Source organism: Brachybacterium alimentarium (genome assembly GCF_002332425.1).
GTDB classification, from domain to species: Bacteria; Actinomycetota; Actinomycetes; order Actinomycetales; family Dermabacteraceae; genus Brachybacterium; species Brachybacterium alimentarium.
This window is the reverse complement of record NZ_NRGS01000027.1, coordinates 31,243-50,484: the sequence shown is the minus strand read 5'-3', so window position 1 is coordinate 50,484 and position 19,242 is coordinate 31,243. Positions and strand designations below refer to the sequence as shown.

The 19,242-nt window shown below is 71.1% G+C and carries 15 protein-coding genes; 4 read left to right on the top strand and 11 right to left on the bottom strand.

The genetic code is table 11. The features are described from left to right. Positions 1–198: 198 nt before the first annotated feature. The 10 genes from CIK71_RS15060 to CIK71_RS15015 all read right to left on the bottom strand — a co-directional run bounded on the left by CIK71_RS15060 (position 199) and on the right by CIK71_RS15015 (position 12,151). Positions 199–2,346 (bottom strand): iron ABC transporter permease, encoded by a 2,148-nt coding sequence (locus CIK71_RS15060; RefSeq protein WP_096166500.1) that lies wholly within the window; start codon positions 2,344–2,346, stop codon positions 199–201. Next, positions 2,343–3,386 carry an iron-siderophore ABC transporter substrate-binding protein gene (locus CIK71_RS15055; RefSeq protein ID WP_096166499.1) on the bottom strand — a complete coding sequence of 348 codons (1,044 nt, stop codon included), beginning with the start codon at positions 3,384–3,386 and terminating at the stop codon, positions 2,343–2,345. Before CIK71_RS15055 ends, CIK71_RS15060 begins: the two co-directional genes overlap by 4 nt. Before the next feature lie 173 nt (positions 3,387–3,559). Then, positions 3,560–4,402 carry an ABC transporter ATP-binding protein gene (locus CIK71_RS15050; protein WP_096166498.1) on the bottom strand — a complete coding sequence of 281 codons (843 nt, stop codon included), beginning with the start codon at positions 4,400–4,402 and terminating at the stop codon, positions 3,560–3,562. A gap of 144 nt (positions 4,403–4,546) precedes the next feature. Next, complete coding sequence (locus CIK71_RS15045; protein ID WP_096166497.1) at positions 4,547–5,845, bottom strand: uracil-xanthine permease family protein; 1,299 nt, start codon at positions 5,843–5,845, stop codon at positions 4,547–4,549. 72 nt (positions 5,846–5,917) lie between these two features. Next, positions 5,918–7,693 (bottom strand): DUF7937 domain-containing protein, encoded by a 1,776-nt coding sequence (locus tag CIK71_RS15040; RefSeq protein ID WP_096166496.1) that lies wholly within the window; start codon positions 7,691–7,693, stop codon positions 5,918–5,920. Between the two features lie 157 nt (positions 7,694–7,850). Beyond that, positions 7,851–8,543, bottom strand: coding sequence for a DUF6320 domain-containing protein (locus CIK71_RS15035; protein ID WP_245857641.1), 693 nt, complete (start codon positions 8,541–8,543; stop codon positions 7,851–7,853). Further along, positions 8,540–10,186: an alcohol acetyltransferase gene (locus CIK71_RS15030; RefSeq protein WP_096166495.1), complete on the bottom strand. Its 1,647-nt coding sequence runs from the start codon at positions 10,184–10,186 to the stop codon at positions 8,540–8,542. The genes CIK71_RS15035 and CIK71_RS15030 overlap by 4 nt, the downstream gene beginning before the upstream one ends. Then, a complete protein-coding gene (locus CIK71_RS15025; protein WP_096166494.1) occupies positions 10,183–11,151 on the bottom strand; it encodes an alpha/beta hydrolase in 969 nt (322 codons plus the stop codon). The genes CIK71_RS15030 and CIK71_RS15025 overlap by 4 nt, the downstream gene beginning before the upstream one ends. Before the next feature lie 58 nt (positions 11,152–11,209). Beyond that, on the bottom strand, positions 11,210–11,728 hold the full coding sequence (locus CIK71_RS15020) for a flavin reductase family protein (RefSeq protein ID WP_096166493.1): 519 nt from the start codon (positions 11,726–11,728) through the stop codon (positions 11,210–11,212). A gap of 3 nt (positions 11,729–11,731) precedes the next feature. Continuing rightward, positions 11,732–12,151 (bottom strand): YccF domain-containing protein, encoded by a 420-nt coding sequence (locus CIK71_RS15015; RefSeq protein WP_096166492.1) that lies wholly within the window; start codon positions 12,149–12,151, stop codon positions 11,732–11,734. 193 nt (positions 12,152–12,344) lie between these two features. On the opposite strand from CIK71_RS15015, the gene argS reads away from it, so the two are divergent. Both argS and CIK71_RS15005 read left to right on the top strand, forming a co-directional pair. Then, a complete protein-coding gene (gene argS / locus CIK71_RS15010; RefSeq protein WP_096166491.1) occupies positions 12,345–14,135 on the top strand; it encodes an arginine--tRNA ligase in 1,791 nt (596 codons plus the stop codon). A 173-nt stretch (positions 14,136–14,308) separates the two neighbouring features. Further along, a complete protein-coding gene (locus CIK71_RS15005; RefSeq protein ID WP_096166490.1) occupies positions 14,309–15,019 on the top strand; it encodes a lysoplasmalogenase family protein in 711 nt (236 codons plus the stop codon). A 59-nt stretch (positions 15,020–15,078) separates the two neighbouring features. Here the strand turns inward: CIK71_RS15005 and CIK71_RS15000 are convergent, their stop codons facing one another. Beyond that, complete coding sequence (locus CIK71_RS15000) at positions 15,079–15,978, bottom strand: alpha/beta hydrolase fold domain-containing protein (protein WP_096166489.1); 900 nt, start codon at positions 15,976–15,978, stop codon at positions 15,079–15,081. A gap of 242 nt (positions 15,979–16,220) precedes the next feature. Here CIK71_RS15000 and mtnN point away from each other — a divergent pair, with 242 nt between their 5' ends. After that, entirely contained in the window at positions 16,221–16,970 is a 750-nt protein-coding gene (gene mtnN, locus CIK71_RS14995; RefSeq protein ID WP_096166488.1) for a 5'-methylthioadenosine/S-adenosylhomocysteine nucleosidase, read from the top strand. A 308-nt stretch (positions 16,971–17,278) separates the two neighbouring features. Beyond that, positions 17,279–19,213 (top strand): BCCT family transporter, encoded by a 1,935-nt coding sequence (locus CIK71_RS14990; RefSeq protein WP_176485663.1) that lies wholly within the window; start codon positions 17,279–17,281, stop codon positions 19,211–19,213. Positions 19,214–19,242: the final 29 nt, after the last annotated feature.

Below are 19,242 nucleotides of genomic sequence, written 5' to 3'. Positions count from 1 at the left end.
CCACCCCAGATCCTCGGCCCGCAGTGGCCGACGCTCCGGCAAGGCTCCGGTAACCGGGCGTAATAGGCGTTTAGAGCGCCCTATACCGCCTATTACGCCGGGGTGGCGGGAGGTGCGAGGCGGGCGGACCGGCGAGAGCACTTCTGTCTGCCCGATGCTCGGTGCCCGGCACCCGGCACTGGAGCGTGCCGCGTGCGCTCACACGCGGGAGCGCCAGAGCAGCCAGACGAAGTAGGGCGCGCCGATCAGGGAGACCAGCAGCCCGGCGGGCACCTGTGCCGGGGCGATGAGCGAGCGGCCCAGCGCGTCGGCCAGCCCCACCAGGACGCCGCCCAGCAGCATCGCCACCGGGATGCTGCGCAGGTGCCGGCCGCCCACGAGGGATCGCGCGAGGTGGGGAGCGATCAGACCCACGAAGCCCACCACGCCGACGGCGACCACGCTGATCGCGGCGAGCACCGCGGCGAGGCCGAGCACCGCCATGCGGGTGCGTTCGAGCCGCACGCCGAGCAGACGCGGGGAGTCCTCGTCGATCGCCAGCAGGTCCAGCTCGCGGTGCAGTCCGAGCATCAGCGGCACCGCGATCGCGAGCACGACCAGCACGGGGACCACGTCGTTCAGAGTGCGGCCGTAGGTGGTGCCCGAGAGCCAGGTGAGGATCCGCGGGGTGTCCCAGGCATTGGCCTGCAGGAGCAGGAAGGTGGTCAACGAGCTCATCGCGTAGCCCACGCCGATGCCCACCAGCACGAAGCGCTCCGGGGCCAGACCGCCACGCCAGGCCAGCAGCCCGATGAGCGCGAAGGTCGCGATCCCGGCGAGCACGGCGGCGAGGATCATCAGCGTTCGGCCGCCGCCGAGCGCCGTCACGACGATCACGGCGCCGAGGCCCGCACCGGCGGTGATGCCCAGCAGGCCGGGCTCGGCGAGCGGGTTGCGCACGGTGGACTGGACGACGCAGCCGGCCAGGGCCAGCGCCGCACCGGCGAGCACGGCGGCGCTCATCCGCGGCACGCGCTCCCCCAGCGCCCGCGCCACGAGAGAGGGGGCGTCCCCCTGGAACCAGAGGGCGATGTCGCCGGTGCGCAGCCACAGGCTCCCGGCCAGCAGGCCCAGCAGCGCGATGCCCAGCAGTGCCGTCACGCACGCCACGAGCACGATCACCACGCGGCGTCGCGAGCGCAGGCCGGTGCGCGCCTGCGGCGGCTGGGCGGCGGCCCCGGAATCCGGCAGCCTGCGGGCCATGAGGATGATGACGATCGCGCCGAGCAGCGCGGTGGGGATCCCCGTCGGGACCGAGGTCGCGCCCTGCGGGCCGAGGATCGCGCGCACCGTGGCGTCGGCCAGGAGCACCACGAGGGCGCCGATCAGTCCGGCGGCGGGGATCAACAGCAGGTGGCGGTTCAGGGAGCGCACCACGCCGCCCAGCAGACGGGCGAGCACGGGGGCGCCGAGGCCGACGAAGGCGATGGGCCCGGCGACGGTGACGGCGGTGCTGGTCAGCAGCACGGCGGCGAGCACGGCGAGAACCCGGGTGGAGCGCACCGGGACGCCCAGCCCCGAAGCGGCGTCGTCGCCGAGACCGAGCACGTCCAGGCGCCTGCTCAGCACCAGGGCCAGGATCAGCACGGCGGCGATGAGCGGGAGCGCGCGCAGGGAGGCCGTGAGGTTCAGCTGGGACAGGGAGCCGCTGCCCCACGCGTACAGCCCCGTGGTCTCGGCCTCGAAGAGGATCAGCAGCATCGAGGTGCCCGACTGCAGCGCCATCGCGACCGCGGAGCCGGCGAGGATCAGGCGCGTGGTCGAGGAGCCGGCGCCGCCGGCGAGGGCCAGCACGATGCCGGCGGCGAGCAGCCCGCCGACGAAGGCGACGCCGCTGGAGGCCCACAGCGGCACCGCGATGTTCAGCGCTGCGACCAGCGACAGGGCGAAGTAGGATCCGGCGGTGACGGCGAGGGTGTCCGGCGAGGCGAGCGCGTTGCGGGACACGGACTGCAGCAGGGCGCCGGCGCAGCCGAGGGCCACTCCGACGGCGACCCCGGCCAGCAGGCGCGGCAGCCGGGACGCGGTGACGACGTCGCTGATCGCGACCCCGCCCACCGTGTCCTCTCCCCCGGCCAGGGCGGCGAGCAGGTCCCCCAGCCCGATCCCGGAGGTGCCCTGGGTCAGGTGCCAGGCGCCGACGAGCGCCACGCCGAATGCCAGCAGCACCAGCGTGGAGATCCCGCCGAGGATCCCCCCGGCGCCGACCCGCAGCGACTCGCGAGCCCTGCGGCCCGGGGCCTGATCGGGCGAGGGGTGAGCGGGCGAACGGCGAGCGGGCGAGGGATGAGTCGCCCGGGACGTCACGAGGCGGTCAGGATTTCGACATAGGCGTCGATGGCCTGCTCGGAGGAGCGGGGGCCGCCGAACGTCCAGATGCCGGCGGGGAAGGCGTAGGCGCGGCCGTCCTGCACGGCAGGAAGGCCGGTCCACAGATCGTTCTTCTCGAGCTCGGTGACGTAGTTGCCCGCGGGGTCGTCGGTCGAGGTGTAGATGAGGTTGGCATCGCCCACCGCGGTCAGGCCCTCGATGTCGGTCTGGCCCAGTCCGTAGGCGGGGTCGGTCTCGCCGGTCCAGACGCTGGTCAGCCCGAGCTCCTCGCCGAGCGCCGTGAACAGCGCGCCCGAGCCGAAGGGCCGGATCGACACATTGCCGCCGTCGACCCAGCCGTCGAAGTAGACGAAGTCGGTGGTGGTGAGGTCAGCGTCGGCGACCTGGGTGCGGGCCTCGGCGATGTGCTCGTCGAATTCGCTGAGCACCGCGTCGGCGCGCTCGGTGCGTCCCGTGGTCTCGGCGATGAGCGAGAACAGCCCGGTCATCGTGCCGATCGGGTCTGCAGCGTCGGCGCCGACGGTCGCCAGGACGGGGACGCCGAGGCTCTCGAGCTGCTCGACGACGGGATCGTCCTCACCGGTGGCCTCGACGATGATCAGGTCCGGATCCGCAGCCGCGAGGGCGTCGAGGTTCGGCTCTCCGCGGGTGCCGACGTCGGCCGTGCCCTCGGGCAGGGTCTCGGCGGTGTTCCAGGTGCCGAAGCCCTCGACGTCCGCGACCGCGACGGGCGCGACGCACAGGGTGAGGGCGTCCTCGACCTGCTGCCACTCCAGGACGGCGACGCGCTCGGCGGGCCCGTCGAGCTCAACGGTGCGGCCGAGGTCATCGGTCACCGAGACCGGCTCGGTCGACGTGGTCGTGGTGTCCTGTGCGCAGGAGTCGCTGAGCGCGGCGGCGTCCGAGGGCGTCCCCGCCGCGGAGTCGTCCATCTCGGTGGTGCCGCAGGCGGCGAGGGCGGCCGTGGCCGCGACGGCGGTGAGCGCGGCGAGGGCGCGACGGGGACTGCGGATCATGGGGGCTCCTGGCGGGATGAGGGACGACGTCGACGGGATCGGCGTCGGGCGGAGGAATGACGGAGGGATCAGGCGTAGGGCTCACGGGGGTCACGCGCCGGGGTCACGGTGGTCAGGTGCCGCGGTCAGACGCGGGGCCCCCGGGATCACGCAGATCGAGCGTGCGTCGGCGGTCAGACCGGTGCGGCCACGCGTGCGCCGTGACGTCCCAGGGCGTCGATGCGGAGGCGGCCGGTGCCAGGATCGTGCGCGACGTCGATGGGGATGTCGTAGACATCGCTGAGGTGCTCGGAGGTGAGCACGTCCGCGACGGCGCCCGCGGCATGGATGCGGCCGGCGCTGAGCAGCACCACCTGATCGGCGATGCGGGCGGCATGGTCGAGGTCGTGCAGCACGATGCCCACGGCGACGCCGTGGATCTCGGCGAGATCGCGCACCAGGTCGAGGGTCTCGATCTGGTAGCGCAGGTCGAGGTGGTTGGTGGGCTCGTCCAGCAGCACGATCCCGGTGTCCTGGGCGAGACACGAGGCGAGCCAGACGCGCTGCATCTCGCCGCCGGAGAGCTCCCCGATGCCGCGGGGAGCGAAGTCGGCGATGCCGGTCAGCTCCATGGCGTGGCTGATCGCGGCGCGGTCCGCGTCCGTGAGGCCGGCGAAGCGCCGCCGGTGCGGGTGCCGACCGAAGGCGACGACGTCGCGCACGGAGAGCCCCTGCGGGCTGGTGCGGGACTGGGAGAACAGCGCGAGGGCCCGGGCGAGCTCCTTGGCGCTCAGCAGAGCGGCGTCGCGCTCCCCCTCGGGCCCGCCCAACCGGATCTCGCCGCTGCCCAGCGGATGCAGGCGCGCCAGGGACCGCAGCACGGTGGATTTGCCGCTGCCGTTGGGGCCCAGCAGCGTCGTGACCGTCCCGGGGATCAGGTTGATCGAGACCCCGTGGACGACGGGCGTCCGGCCGTAGCGCAGATGCAGCTCCTGCCCGGTGAGGGCGGGGCGAGGGGTGGAGAGGTTCTCGGGCACGAGGGGAAGCCTAGCCTTACCTCATTACGCGCGTCGAGGCTTGTCCAATTCTGTGAGCAGCCCGTGACCGTCGGGCGCCCGACGTCGGACGCCCGAGGTCGGATGCCCGACGTCAGCATCAGCCATCGGGCTCATGCGTCGGGCTCAGCCGTGCGGCGTCGGCTCCACGGCCTCGGCCGGCTCGGAGTGCACATCGGTGCCGGTGATCCGGCCCAGCACGTTCATCGCGTGGTAGATGACCAGAGCCGCGATGGTGCCCAGCGCGATACCGGTGAGCGTGATGCCCTCGAAGGTCCAGGTCACGTTCGCGATGCCGACCACGAGGGCCACACCGGCGGTGATCTGGTTCTTGGGCTGGGAGAAGTCGACGCGACCGTCCACCCACATGCGCACCCCGACGATCCCGATCAGGCCGTAGAGCACGAAGGTCACACCACCGAGCACGCCCGGCGGGATGGTGAAGATCGCGGCGCCCACCTTCGGGGACAGCGAGAGCAGGACGGCGACGATGCCGGCCACCCAGTAGGCGGCCGTGGAGTACACGCGGGTCGCGCTCATGACACCGATGTTCTCGCCGTAAGTGGTGGTCGGCGAGCCGCCGAAACCCGCCGAAAGCGCGGTGGCCAGGCCGTCGGAGGCGAGCGTGCGACCCACCATGTGATCGAGGTTGCGATGGGTCATCAGGCCCACGCTGGTCACGTGCCCCACGTTCTCCGCCAGCAGCACCACGACCACGGGCAGGAACATCGGCAGCAGGCCGAGATGGAACTCGGGGTGGTGGAACTCGGGCAGACCGAACCAGGCGGCCTCCGCCACGGGGCTGAAGTCGACCTCTCCGCGCAGCACGGCCACGACGTAGCCGACCAGCACGCCCAGCAGCACCGAGACCCGGCCCAGCATCCCCTTGAACAGGGCCGTGCACAGCACCACGGCGAACAGGGTGACGGTCGCGGTGAACGCCGACTCCTGGAAGTTCTCGTACGCGGTGGGGGCGAGGTTGAAGCCGATCAGGGCGACGATCGCGCCCATCACGACCGGCGGCATGAGCGCACCGATCCAGCCGGTGCCGATCCGGGAGACCAGCAGCCCCAGCAGCGCGAGCAGGATGCCGGTGATCATCACGCCGCCGAGCGCCGCGCCCATGGAGTGCGCCTGTGTGGAGGCGGTGATCGGCGCGATGAAGGCGAAGGAGGAGCCCAGGTAGCTGGGCACCCGGTTCCGGGTGATGGTGAGGAACAGGATCGTGCCGATGCCGGAGAACAGCAGTGTCGTCGAGGGCGGGAAGCCGGTCAGCAGCGGCACCAGGAACGTGGCGCCGAACATGGCGATCACGTGCTGGGCGCCGATGCCGATGGTCAGCGGCCAGGTCAGGCGCTCCTCGGGCAGGACGATGGCGTCGGGCGAGATCGTGCGGCCGTCGCCGTGCAGTCTCCAGCGGAACATGGGTCTCCCAGGGGTGATCGGGGCCGGGCGACCGCAGCGGTCGCGGGGTCAGGCGGAGCAGGCCTCCGGGCGTCAGCGGCCCGGGAACGCCTTCTTGCGAGCGGTCTCCTCGGTGACGTCCGGGACCTGGCTCAGCAGCGAGATGCTGCCGGAGTCGCGGGCGCGGAAGTCCGCGAACATGCGCACGATGTCGGGGGCGCCGAACTCGTCGCGGACCGGGGCGGGCACGGTGAGCATGAGCGCGGCCGCGATGCCGACGGTCAGCGCCGTGCCGCCCGTGACGAGCCCCGCGCCGGCGCCGGTCGCGAGCGAGTTCACGATGACGTCCAGGAAGCCGACGACGACCATCAGCAGGCCTGCGATCACGCCGTTGGCCCGGGCGGTGACGGCGGGCCGCGACAGCAGCGAGGTGCGGGCGAACAGCGAGACCGCGACGAAGCACAGGCACACGGCGGCATCGATGAGGTGCAGCACGGGGCTGCCTTGGATGCGCCCGCTGGTCGCGACGACGGCGGCCAGCACGTGCCACAGGACCGCCGCGGTGTGCAGGAGGGCGCTGAACTCGAAGGCGCGCACGGTGAACACGAGCCAGTCCGTGCGCTGGAAGGCGATCGGCATGGTGCGCACGAACGACCGGGAGATCATCAGCCCGAGGGCGGCGAAGAGGAACGGCAGGTACACGTAGTCGGTCGCGAAGCTCAGCGGTGCGGCGAACTGCAGCTGCAGGGTGTTGTCCGCGAGTGCCGCGACCGCCAGGCTGCTCACCGCGGCGGTGGAGAACACGTACCAGGAGCGCTCGCGCAGCAGCGCGGAGGCCAGCACGATGCCCAGCAGCAGCGCGGAGATCACGGTGTCGCCGATGACCAGCAGCGAGTAGCTCCAGCCCGTGGTGAACAGGCGCCCGATGATCATCACGAGGGCCAGGAGCAGCGCTGCGGCCGCGGCGATCCCGACGGCGACCAGCAGGATCCTCGCGACGCGGCGGGCGCGGGCCTGCGGGAGGTAGCCCTCATGAGCGCGGGGCTCGATGCCGAGGATCGCGCCGAGCAGCAGCAGCGAGACGCCCACCCCGAGGCCGACGGGCGGGCCGTCGGGCAGGGAGGAGAACAGCACCGGCAGCGAGCCCACCAGATCGGAGACGACGGTGCCGACGGCCACCAGCAGCGCCGGGGCGAGACCCGCCACCCGCACCACGCGGATGGCGGGCAGCGGCGGCGTCGACGGGATCCAGCGCATCAGGTGCACGGCGACCAGGGCCGCCAGTCCCACTCCGATGACGATCTTGCCGACGCCGTCCACCAGCGTGCTGTGGGCGACGGTGAAGGTGGTGGTCATGGCCGCGACCATGCAGATCAGGGCCATCACGTCGCGCAGTGCGTCGAAGATCCCGAGGTTCTTGAAGCGCTCCGGGAGCACGAAGCCGTTCAGCCCGGTGGCGGGGGCGTCCTCATCCTCGGCGTTGGGCGTGGTGCCCGAGCGGGCGTAGGTGACGTCTCGCGGGGCCCGCAGCGGAGCGGTGGTGCTGGGGCCGACGGACTCCTCGGGCACGGTCACCGTGGTCGGGACCGCATCCTCCTCGGCGTCGGGGTCGATCGCGGGGATCGCGCCGGTCGCCGCGTCGGGCTCGGTGCCCGCGCGCAGCTGCTCGGGGTCCAGGCCGCTGAGGTCGACGGTCTCGTTCTCGCCCGGCGGCAGGGCGGCGCTGCGGCGCCGTGCGAGCAGCGGGGCGGAGTAGCGGTCGAATTCTGCACGGTCGGGCAGACGTTCGGTGGGCAGGGTGTGAGGGTCATCGGTCGCGAAGATCCAGTCCGAATCCTGGTTCTCCCCGTGCCGGCGCTCCTTGTCCATCGACCTGCTCTCCCGTGGTTCCGCGTGCATCGACCGGAGGGGTGTCCCCTGCTCGGCGCGCACATATCCTTCCGATCATAGAGAGACGACTCCCGCCGCCCCGTGGCGACGCGCCGCAGGGACCGGCCGTGAGGGTCGCGTGAGGGCCGTGCGAGCGCTAGAGATGCAGCCGTTTGGCGAGCTCGTGGCGCGCCGCGGAGCCGCTGGAGAGCTGCAGCAGGCCGAGCGCCAGGACGCACAGCGCGCCGCACAGCGCGGAGGGCAAGGGGGTGTTCACCCAGCCCAGAGCGAGGAAGACCAGGGGCGTCAGGCCCAGGATCACGATCAGTCCGCTGTAGACGATGTGCTCGCCCACCTCGATCCGCATCACCCGCACCACGATCATCACCGCGAGCAGTGAACTCGCACACAGGATCGGCACCACGTAGGTGAGGGACCACGCGCTCCAGCCCAGCAGGAAGTCCCAGTACACGCAGACCAGGCCCGCCAGCACGACGAAGTACACGGTGGACTTGGCGATGTTGCGTCGTTTGCGCACCGCCATCAGCGCCACCAGCCAGAGCGAGGCGACCGCGAGCCACACCGAGCGCAGCACGCCGAGTCCCGAGACCCCGGGGCTGATCAGCAGCTGCACGAGGAAGGAGGCCAGCACGAGTGCCAGCGAGGTCAGCACCAGGGCGCGCAGCAGGCGGCTCCGCGAGAACCGCAGAGGCACGTCGGGAAGCGGGCTCGGCGTCCGCTCCCCCGGTTCCTGCGGCTCCCGGAGCGCTGCGCCGCACAGCGGGCAGCGGCTCCAGGTCCCCTCGACGTCGACGCCGCAGTCGACGCATCTGCTCAGACCGGCGCTCATGAGGCATCCTCCTGGGGCTCATCGCCCTCACGGTCCTCGAAGGCCTCGGCGAGCTCCTGACCGGTGACGCGGCCCGCGGCCACGGAGATCTCCACCCCGGCGCCGGTGAGGATCCGCGCGAACTCCCGCACATGATCGGTCTCGACGAACGGGGAGGTGAACGTGACGGTCAGCCGGCCCGCGTGGGAGATCGCGCAGAACTGGGGACGCACCGCGGAGACCTCGAAGGCCAGGCGTCCGACGTGGTCGCTCACCGGCTCGGGCAGCACCACCCTGCCGAGGTTCGAGACCGCCACGCTGAGGCCCCGGTTGCTGGCCCGGTTGATCCCGCTCAGCAGCACGTCCTTGACCGGGCGCGGCATGATCCGCAGCGCGGGGTGGCGCTCGAACCGCAGGAAACGGCGCAGCTTGCCCTCGAGGGCCTCCGCCGTGGCCTTCGCCCGGAAATCGCGCTCGAGGGTGCGGGCCACGGCTCCGAGATCGTTCGGCCCGCTGCGGTAGGCGTGCTCCACCCGGGTCGTCGCGAAGAAGTTCCGGGCCGACGTGGAGGGGAAGAACTGGCGCAGGTTCACCGGCACCGTGGCGGCCAGGGTGAGGGCGTCGTGCTCGGCTGCCCGGCGCACGGCCTCGAAGAACACCGCGGTCAGGTACATCGTCAGCGCCACGCCCTCGGCGCGGGCGAGCGCGATCACCGCGGCGGCGGGCATCGTGAGCTCGACGACCCGGGTGCGGTGATCCGGCGTGCGGGTGCCGCGCACCCGATACACACGACGGCGCAGCGAGAGACGCCGCCGGCCGACGGGCTCCCTGCGCGGGGCGTCCGCCGAGTCCTCGGTCGAGCCGTCCGCTCCGGCCACGTCCCCGGTGTCGTCACGGGAGCCGGTGCCGTCACGGGGGCTGGTGCCGTCACGGGAGCCGGTGCCGTCACGGGGGCCCGGGTCGGCGTCGGCGCCCCGAGATCCGACGCTGAGAACCCGGTCCTCGGCCTCCGCCTCCTGGGTGAAGGCGGCCCGGGCCTGCCAGGCATCGCTGCCGGGACGACGCCGTCGACGGAAGTAGTGCGCGAAGGAATCACCGGTCAGATCATGCACGGGCTCGTGGGCGGCGAGATCGTCGAGGTCCTCCCCCGGCATCGCTCCCGTTCCGTCCGAGGCGTCCGCTGCGCCCGATCCCCCGGCCGCCTCCGTCGCGCCGTCCGCACCCGGATCCGTCGGCCGCTCCGTCGGGAACCGCAGGCGGACGTACGCGGTGACCAGATCGGTGAGGAACCACAGCGCGCCGGTGCCGTCGGAGAGCGCATGGAACACCTCCAGCGAGATGCGGCGCCGATGGTGCATCACCCGGAACAGCAGGGTCCGGCGGTCCGCCTGATAGATCGGGGCGCAGGGGGCGGTCAGCTCGGCAGTGACCTCCGGGCGCAGGTCGCTGTCCTGGAGGTAGTACCAGAACACGCCTCGACGCAGCACTGCGTGATAGAGCGGGTACTTCTCGTAGGTCTTCTCGAGCGCCTTGTGGAGCAGCGCCGGATCGACCTCATGATCCATCTCGGCACCCAGACGGAACACCTTGGGATCCACATCGCTGCGGGCCGCGAGGAACATGTTCGAGGCGTTGTCCAGACGCACCCAGTGCTGGCGCATCATGCGGTGCCGCCCGGTGGGGTCTCGCGGGAGCCGGCGAGGTGCCCCTCGTCGAGGAAGGTGTTGATCACCTCGTACGCATCGCGCAGCGAGCGGGAGAAGCGGGGCAGGGTGATGAAGCCGTGCAGCGCACCCTCGACCCGGTGGATCCGCACCTCGTTGCCGGCGGCCTCGAGCGCATGCGCATAGGCCTCGCCCTCGTCGCACAGCAGGTCCAGCTCGGCGGTGATCATGAGGGTGCGGGGCTGGGCGGAGAGATCCTCGGCCATCAGCGGGGAGACCCGCGGGTCCTGTCGCGCGAGCGGGTCGGGGACGTACATCTGCATGTAGTCCTGGACCTCCGTGCTGGTGAGGCGGTAGTCCTCGCCGTGGTGGCGCACCGACTCGAACGGAGCGGTGGCCGGGTCATGGTCCCAATGGGTGACGGGGTAGAGCAGGATCTGCTGCCGGGCGCCGCGATACCCGCGCTCACGCAGCAGCAGGGAGACCGCGGCGGCGAGGTTGCCCCCGGCGGAGTCGCCCATCAGCACGATCCGGTCCGCGTCATCGCGGCCGGCGAGCGATGGGTCCTCCAGCAGTCGATGCACGATCTGGAAGCAGTCCTCGAGGCCGGCGGGGAAGGGATGCTCGGGGGCCAGCCGGTAGTCGACCGAGACCACGTCGGCGCCGGTGAGCTCGGCCATCGTGGCGCAGGCCGGGGTGTAGCTCTCGATGTCCCCGGTGACCCAGCCGCCGCCGTGGAAGAACAGCAGCAGCTCGTCGCGGCGTCGCTCCTGCGGCTCGAAGACCCGCACCGGCACGCGGCTGGTGACGTCACCGGGGATCGTGCGCCAGGAGGCGGCGCGATAGCGGGGCCGGGGCAGGGCGGCCAGCTGGCGCTGCAGGCGCCGCACCCGCTCGTAGTCCTCCCGCATGTTCACCCGTGGCGCGGCGAACAGCCGCAGCGCGGCCTTCAGCAGGGGGTTCACGGATGAACGACCGGATCGGAGCAGAGACGTCCCATCGGCCCAGCATAGGTGCCGGTGCTCACCGCAGCCGGTGCTTCTCCCCCGCGAAACGCACGGCGGGGCCGACAGCGGCGAGTCCCGCGCCCTGCTCCACGACGGGCCCGATGAGCAGGCGATGGGTGGCGGCGTCGACTGCCTGCTCGATGCAGAGGCCGAAGTGCGCGAGCACGCCCGGGAGCACGGCATCGCCGTCGGCCGTGCGTGTCACCTCGATCCCGCTCAGCATGCCGATCAGCGGCGCGGCCGGCGTGCCGAAGCGGTCGGCGAGATGCTGCTGGTCCTCGGTGAGGAGGTTCAGGCAGAAGTGGCCTGCCTCCTCGGCGGCCTCTGCTGCTCGGGACATCCCGTACAGGGCCACCAGCATCGTGGGCGGGTCATAGGAGACGTCGAGGAAGGAGTCCACCGTGACCGCCACGTCGTGGCGGCCCTGCCGGGTGGTGAGCACCGCGAGTCCGGCGGTGAGGAGCTCGCTGAGCTCGCGGTAGTCATCCTGGTCGACGGGCTCGCGGGCGCCGCTGGTGCTCTGCGGAGCGGTCACGGTTCAGCGTGCCGTCGGCAGCATGCGGGCACGGGCCGAGGAGGAGTTAACGACCTCCTTGCCGAAGGGGAAGCAGGTGACCGGGATGAGCTTGATGTTCGCCCAGGCCAGCGGCAGTCCGATGATCGTCACGGCCTGGGCGATCGCGGTGCCCACGTGGCCCAGCGCCAGCCACCAGCCGGCGATGACGAACCAGATCACGTTGCCGAGCGTGCCCATCGCGCCGCCGCGGCCGGTGTCGACCACCTCGCGGCCGAACGGCCAGATCACGAAGCCGGCGATCCGGAACGACGCCAGGCCGAACGGGATCGTGACGATGAAGAGGCAGGCCAGGATCCCCGCGAGCACGTAGGCCAGGAACAGGGCCCAGCCCGCGGTGAGCAGCCAGATGATGTTCAGGAGGAGCGAGAGAACGGTGCGCATCTGGCCACCATAGGCACTCGTCGCGGGCCCGAGAAAGGGGGAGATCCCCCGGTCCCTCCCGCAGGTCCCCGTACATCCCGGCAGATCCGCGCGGATCCCCGTACACCGTGCACCGTCGCGTCGTCGCCGCATTCCGTCGAGCATCACGTCCACGCCAGAGGAACCGGGTCGCGCTCCCGACTAGGCTTGCCCCATGCCTTCTCCCGAGATCGCGCTCACCCAGCGTTTCCAGTCCGCCTTCGTCGCCGCCTTCGGGCCCGAGTACGCCGATGCGGACCCGATCATCCGCCCCTCCCAGTTCGCGGACTTCCAGTGCAACGCCGCGATGGGGCTGGCGAAGCGCCTGGGGAAGAAGCCTCGAGACATCGCTGCGGAGATCCTCGCCGCAGTGGACCTCGACGACATCGCCGAGACGCCGGAGATCGCCGGGCCGGGCTTCCTGAACATCCGCCTGCGCACCGAGTGGATCGCCGCGCAGGCCGCTGAGCTCTCCGCCGATGCACGGCTGGGCATCCCCGCCCCGGCCGCGGCCCAGACGGTCGTCGTGGACTATTCGGCGCCGAACGTCGCCAAGGAGATGCACGTCGGCCATCTGCGCACCACCGTGGTGGGCGACTCCATCGTGCGCACGCTCGAGAGGCTGGGCCACACCGCGATCCGCCAGAACCACATCGGGGACTGGGGCACGCCCTTCGGCATGCTCATCGAACACCTCCTGGAGGTGGGCGAGGACAGCGCCGAGGCAACGCTGCTGAAGACCGATCCCAACGCGTTCTACCAGGCAGCCCGCGCGAAGTTCGACACCGCGGAGGCCGACGGCGCCGCCGGCTCCTCCGAGGACGCCCAGGACGGCCAGGACGGCCAGGACTTTGCCTCCCGCGCCCGTCGGCGCGTGGCGACCCTGCAGTCCGGGGACGCGGAGTCGCTGCGGATCTGGACGCACCTCGTGGACCTGTCCAAGCAGTACTTCCACCGCATCTACGACATGCTCGACGTGACGCTGACCGACGACGACCTCGCCGGCGAGTCCAGCTACAACGACCAGCTCGAGATCGTGTGCAAGGACCTCGAGGCCGACGGCGTCGCCACGATCTCCGACGGCGCGCTGTGCGTGTTCCCCGAGGGCTTCACCGGCCGCGACGAGCAGCCGTTGCCGCTGATCATCCGCAAGTCCGACGGCGGCTACGGCTACGCCACCACGGACCTCGCGGCGATCCGCCACCGCGTGCGCGACCTCGGCGCCGACCGCGTCGCCTATGTGGTCGGCGCCGCCCAGGAGCTGCACTTCCAGATGGTGTTCACCGCTGCGCGGGAGGCGGGCTGGCTGCCCGAGTCGGTCGAGGCGCGGCACGTGAAGATCGGCTCCGTGCTCGGCGAGGACGGCAAGATCCTGCGCACCCGCTCCGGCGCTTCGCTGCGGCTGATGGCGCTGCTCGAGGAGGCCGTGGCGACGGCCCGCACCGTGATCGACGAGCTGCGCCCCGACCTGCCCGAGGCCGAGCGGGAGCAGATCGCCCACGACATCGGGATCGGCGGCGTGAAGTACGCGGACCTCTCGACCGCGCACGATTCGGACTACACCTTCGACCTGGACCGGATGCTCGCCCTGACCGGCAACACTGCGCCGTACCTGCAGTACGCCGTGGCCCGCATCCGCTCGATCGGCCGCAAGGCCGAGACGCAGGGCATCACCGCTGCGGCCGCTCCCCGGGTCGAGAACGGCGCCGAGCGGGCGCTGGCCCTGCAGCTGCTGGACTTCGGCCCGACGCTCGAGCAGGTCGGCGCGGAGTACGAGCCGCACCGGCTGTGCGCGTACCTGTTCTCCCTCGCGCAGGCGTTCACGTCCTTCTACGAGGCCTCGCCGATCCTCAAGGAGAGCGACGAGGAGCTGCGTGCCGGCCGCCTCGCCCTCGCCCAGCTGACCGAGCGGGTCCTCGTCGACGGTCTCGACGCCCTCGGCGTGAACGCACCCCAGCAGATGTGAACGCTCCCGGCGAAACTTCCCGGCGAAAGCTGAGGTGATGACCGTCGGCCGCGCCTCGGAGGGGATGCTCACAGGAGCTCCGTGACCGTTACGTCATCGGATGTTATGCAAATGTGCCCCAGTACAGGGGAAAACCCCTGGTCCGGCGAACGTTTGCTTTCTAACCTTGACTCGTGCCGCCGATCAGAACCCTCCACATCGCCCTGTGGACGGCCTATGCCCTCGTCGTGGTGGTGCATATCGGCAGCCTGCTCGTCGAGGCGGAGACCATCCAGCGGGTGACGCAGCCGCTGTTCGCTCCCCTGCTGATCGCCGTGCTGATCTCGGCGCTGCCTCGCCGCACCCGCACCAGCACCCTGATGCTGATCGGGCTGCTGTTCGCCTGGGCCGGGGACTCCCTCAGCCAGTTCGCGCCCGAGGCGGCGCAGCTGGTCTCCGTGCTCTGCTTCCTCGGGGCGCTGCTGGCCTACTCGGCGGCGCTGTTCCCACTGTGGAACCGCCATCGCGATCCGTTGCGCATCGCCCTGGCGATCCCCTACGGGGGTGTCGTGATCGGCCTGTTCGTGGCCTGCGCCGACGGATCCGGCACTCTGCTGCCCGCGGTCGCCGCCTACGCGCTCGCGCTGGCGGCGATGGCCTTCCTCGCCGCCGGCGGCAACAGCCTCACCTGGACCGGCGGCACCCTTTTCCTGCTGTCCAGTTCGATGCTCGCGATGAGCTGGTTCCTGCCCGGGGCCTCGATCGCCTACAGCGCGGTCTGGGTGATGCTCACGTACACCGTCGGCCATGCCCTGCTCATCGCCGGTCTGGTCAAGGCGATCCCGGCGCGCCGTTGGGCCCCCGCGTGCCGCGCGGGCGCCGCCCTCGTCATCGTCGAGAGCTGAGTCGGGCAGGGCTCAGCCGCGTCGCGGCGTACCGAGCCGCGACCCGTCCCGTCCCGGTCTTACTCGCCCGCGAGGACCCGTCCGATGAGCTCGGACTGCTCACGGTGCAGACGCTCGATGTCCTCGCCCTTGCGCATGATCAGCTGCAGCCCCAGCCGGCCGCTGATCTCCCGGTAGTCGAGGTCCACGCCGTTCTCCTCGAGCTGCAGCTTCGCCACCCGGACGTCGGAGAGGAACAGGTCTCGCAGGCCGGCGCTGAGGTGCATCGACGGCAGTCCCTCGAGGGACGCGTTGATCGGCGACAGGTCGGGGTCATCCAGCGCGGTGCGGCCCGCGTAGCGCCGGGCGGCGTCCTTCAGCAGCCGACGCTCGTGGACCGGGTCCACCTGATCGGTCTCGGTGATACCGGCGTTGGAGAGCTCGAGATCCAGCCACGGAGACATCACGATCAGCGCTGCCGGCGCAGGGATCTCCGTCTGCTCGCGCAGCCGACGCGCTACGACGACGGCGAGCCCGCCGCCGGAGTGCTGACCGGCCAGCACCCAGGGCTGCCCCGTCAGGCGTCCGTCGGCGGCGAGCGCGGCGAGCACCGCCTCGGCGTCGTCGCGGGCCACGGGATGCTGGTGATCCGGGGCATTGCGGTAATCGATCATCAGCCCCGCGCAGTCGTGGGCGTCAGCCTGCTTCGACAGCCAGGTCCAGTCGCTCGCGAAAGGGCCGGAGACGTACGCGCCGCCATGGAGGTAGACGATGATGCCGCGATCGGCACGGTGCCGGTCCAGCCAGACGGTGCGGGAGCGTCCGATCATCTCGTGCTCCACCGCGTGCGACTTCAGCACATGGCTCGGGGGCTGCGGGCTGCGCGCCTCGCGCAGCGCCTGGTGCGTGAGGGCCGACGGGATCGGGATGCGACGCACCGCCCGCGCTCCGGTGATCACTGCATCGCGGACACGACCCATGACTGCCTCCTACCTGCGACCCGAGGGGTCGCTTCGCTGCGGATGCCTCCAGCGTAACGAACCGGACTGGGACCCCCACGGTGCAGACCCACGAAACTGCTGCACGAACCAGCGGACGGGCACGTGCACGGACAGGCGTACGAACTGGTGCCCGCAGAGGACCGGAGAGGTCTGGAGAGGTCCGGAGAGATCCGCAGGGAGCCGGGTCCGCCCCGGTCGGCGCCGCCGGTATCCTTCCCTCCATGACGCCCACCCATGTCTCCACCGACTCCGCCCGTGCCGTCGGCCCGCTGCTCGTCCTGGCCGCCATGCCCGAGGAATCGGCGCCGGTGACCGCCCGTCTGGAGGGCGCGGCCGAGCTGCGCACACCGTTCATCGGCGGGGTCTCCGCCGTGCGGGGGATGCTCGCGGGGGTCGAGAGCGTCGTGGTCACCACCGGGATCGGGGTCGCCGCCGCGACGGCCGCGGCGACCTGGGGGATCCTCGCACATGCTCCGCGAGCCGTGGTCGCCGCCGGCTCCTGCGGCGGTCTCGCGGCCGACGTCGAGGTCGGCACCTTGATCGTGGGCGATTCCTTCACCTACTCCATCGCCGATGCGACCGCGTTCGGCTACGCCCCGGGCCAGGTCCCGGGCGGCCCCGAGCGCCACCTCGCCGCCGCCGACTGGGCCGACCGCGCCGAGCACGCCGCCGAAGCCCGAGCAGGGGAGGCCGGATACCGCCGCGGTCTCATGCTCTCCGGTGATGCCTTCGTGACGGCCCCTCTCGCCGACCCGCTGCGCGCGCAGTTCCCGGGCGCGCTGAGCGCGGACATGGAGACCACCGCGAGCGCCCGCACGGCGGAGAGCCTCGCCGTGCCCTTCGTGGCCCTGCGGGCGGTCTCGGACCTGTGCGGCCCGGCGGCCGGTCAGCAGTTCCACCTCGAGATCGCTCTGGTCGCGGAGATCTCCGCAGCGGCCGTCGAGGAGTTCGCCCGCTCGCTCGCCGACTGAGCCGGTCCGAAGACTCCCACCCGGAACGTCCGCCCCGGAGCACCGGAGCAGTGCGGATCGGCCGCATCGGACGGCGCAGGGCACCGGAGCACACACCTCCTGTGGCGCACCTCACGTCGGATTCGACTATCGTGTGGTGACCACCACGGCTGTGAGTTCCGTGCGCCACCGTCGCTCCAGAGGACTCGCACCGTGCCGCTATCGCCTATACCGTGCTGGAGGCCGTTCTCCCGCGTCACGATCCCATCGCACGCCGGATCGTGGCGAGGAGCGGCCCCGTCCCCATCCCCCACCCGGAACGAGGAAATGTGTCGGCATCCACGGCTCAGAACTCTCCCCCCTCCGCCCCTGAGGGCGCAGGCTCATCAGGCGGCTCCGGAGGCTACGGCCTCTCCAAGCCCGTCTTCTTCTTCGCCGGAGGGATCATCCTGCTGGCAGTGCTCTTCGCGCTGCTGCTGCCCGACGTCTTCAACTCGCTGATCACCACCCTGAACGACACCGTCGTAGCCTCCATCGGCTGGTACTACGTCCTGATCGTCACGGCCTTCGTGGTGTTCGGCATCGTGATCGCGGTGAGCCGGATGGGCAACATCAGGCTCGGCAAGGACGACGACGTCCCGGAGTACAGCGTCTTCTCCTGGTTCGCGATGCTGTTCGCCGCCGGCATGGGCATCGGCCTGGTCTTCTGGGGCGCCGCCGAGCCGCTGACCTTCTTCGCGGACACCGCCGGGCCCGGCGTCCCGCCGAACGCAGCAGCCCTGGACGACCCCGTCCGCGCCGAGCGCGCGCTGGGCCAGACCTTCCTGCACTGGGGCCTGCATGCGTGGGGCATCTACGTGATCGTCGGCCTCTCCGTCGCCTATGCGGTGCATCGCAAGGGCCGGCCCGTGTCCATCCGCTGGGCCCTCGAACCGATCCTCGGCAAGCGCACCGACACCTGGATCGGTGACGTCATCGACATCATCGCCCTGGTCGGAACCCTGTTCGGCATCGCCACCTCGCTCGGCTTCGGCGTGAACCAGATCGCCGCCGGTCTCGATCACCTCGGCGTCCTCCCGAACTCCACGATGGTGCAGGTCATCATCGTGCTGGTGGTCACGGCGCTCGCGACCCTGTCCGCCGCGAGCGGCGTGGACAAGGGGATCAAGATCCTGTCGAACCTCAACATGGGCCTGGCGGCACTGCTGCTGATCGCCGTGCTGATCCTGGGGCCCACGCTGTTCCTGCTGCGCGACGTGGTCTCGAACATCGGCTTCTACCTGCAGAACTTCCTGCAGCTCTCGTTCCAGACGCTGCCCTTCCGTGGCGATGACGGAGCCTCCTGGCTGGGCAGCTGGACCACGTTCTACTGGGGCTGGTGGATCTCCTGGTCGCCCTTCGTGGGCGTGTTCATCGCCCGTATCTCCAAGGGTCGCACCGTGCGCGAGTTCATCACGGGGGTCCTGCTGGTGCCCACCGCGCTGACCTTCCTGTGGTTCACGATCATGGGCGGCACCGCTCTGTACGAAGCCGTCTTCAAGGGCATCGACTTCACCAGGGGCACCGGGGCGATCGACCCGAACACCGCACTGTTCGACACCTTCGCGAACCTGCCCGGCGGAGCGCTGCTCTCCGGCATCGCCGTCGTGCTGGTCTCCATCTTCTTCATCACCAGTGCCGATTCCGGCGCCTTCGTGATGGACATGATCGCGCACAAGGGCGATCCGAATCCGCCGCGCATCACGCGCATCTTCTGGGCCTCGGCCTCGGGCGTCATCGCGGCGTCGCTGATCTGGGTGAGCTCGCTGTCCGGCGATGCGGATGCCTCCGGCATGACCGCGCTGCAGTCCCTGGCGCTGTTGTCCGCGCTGCCCTTCTCGATCGTGATGATCGGCATGTGCATCTCCCTGTGGCGCTCCCTGTCCCACGAGGTGAAGGTCATCGAGAAGCTCGAGCTCCGGCTGCGTCAGCGGGAGTTCATGGAGCGCTATACCGAGGAGATCACCGACGAGGTCACCGATCGCGTCACCGGCGACATCGGCGATCATGTGGAGTCGCACCTCGAGGGCCCCTACGGCCAGCAGATCCAGGACCAGCTGAACCAGCAGGTCGAGGCCCAGGTGGCGGAGCAGCTCTCGACGTACACCGCTGAGCACCCCGCCATCTCGCTCGATGGCGAGGCTCCCGCGGAGTCCACCGACCCCGGCTCCCCCGAGCCGGGCCGCCCGTCCGGGTCAGGTCGCCGCAAGTCCCAGGACCGCTAGCACTGGCGACCGCGGATGCGCTTGGACGG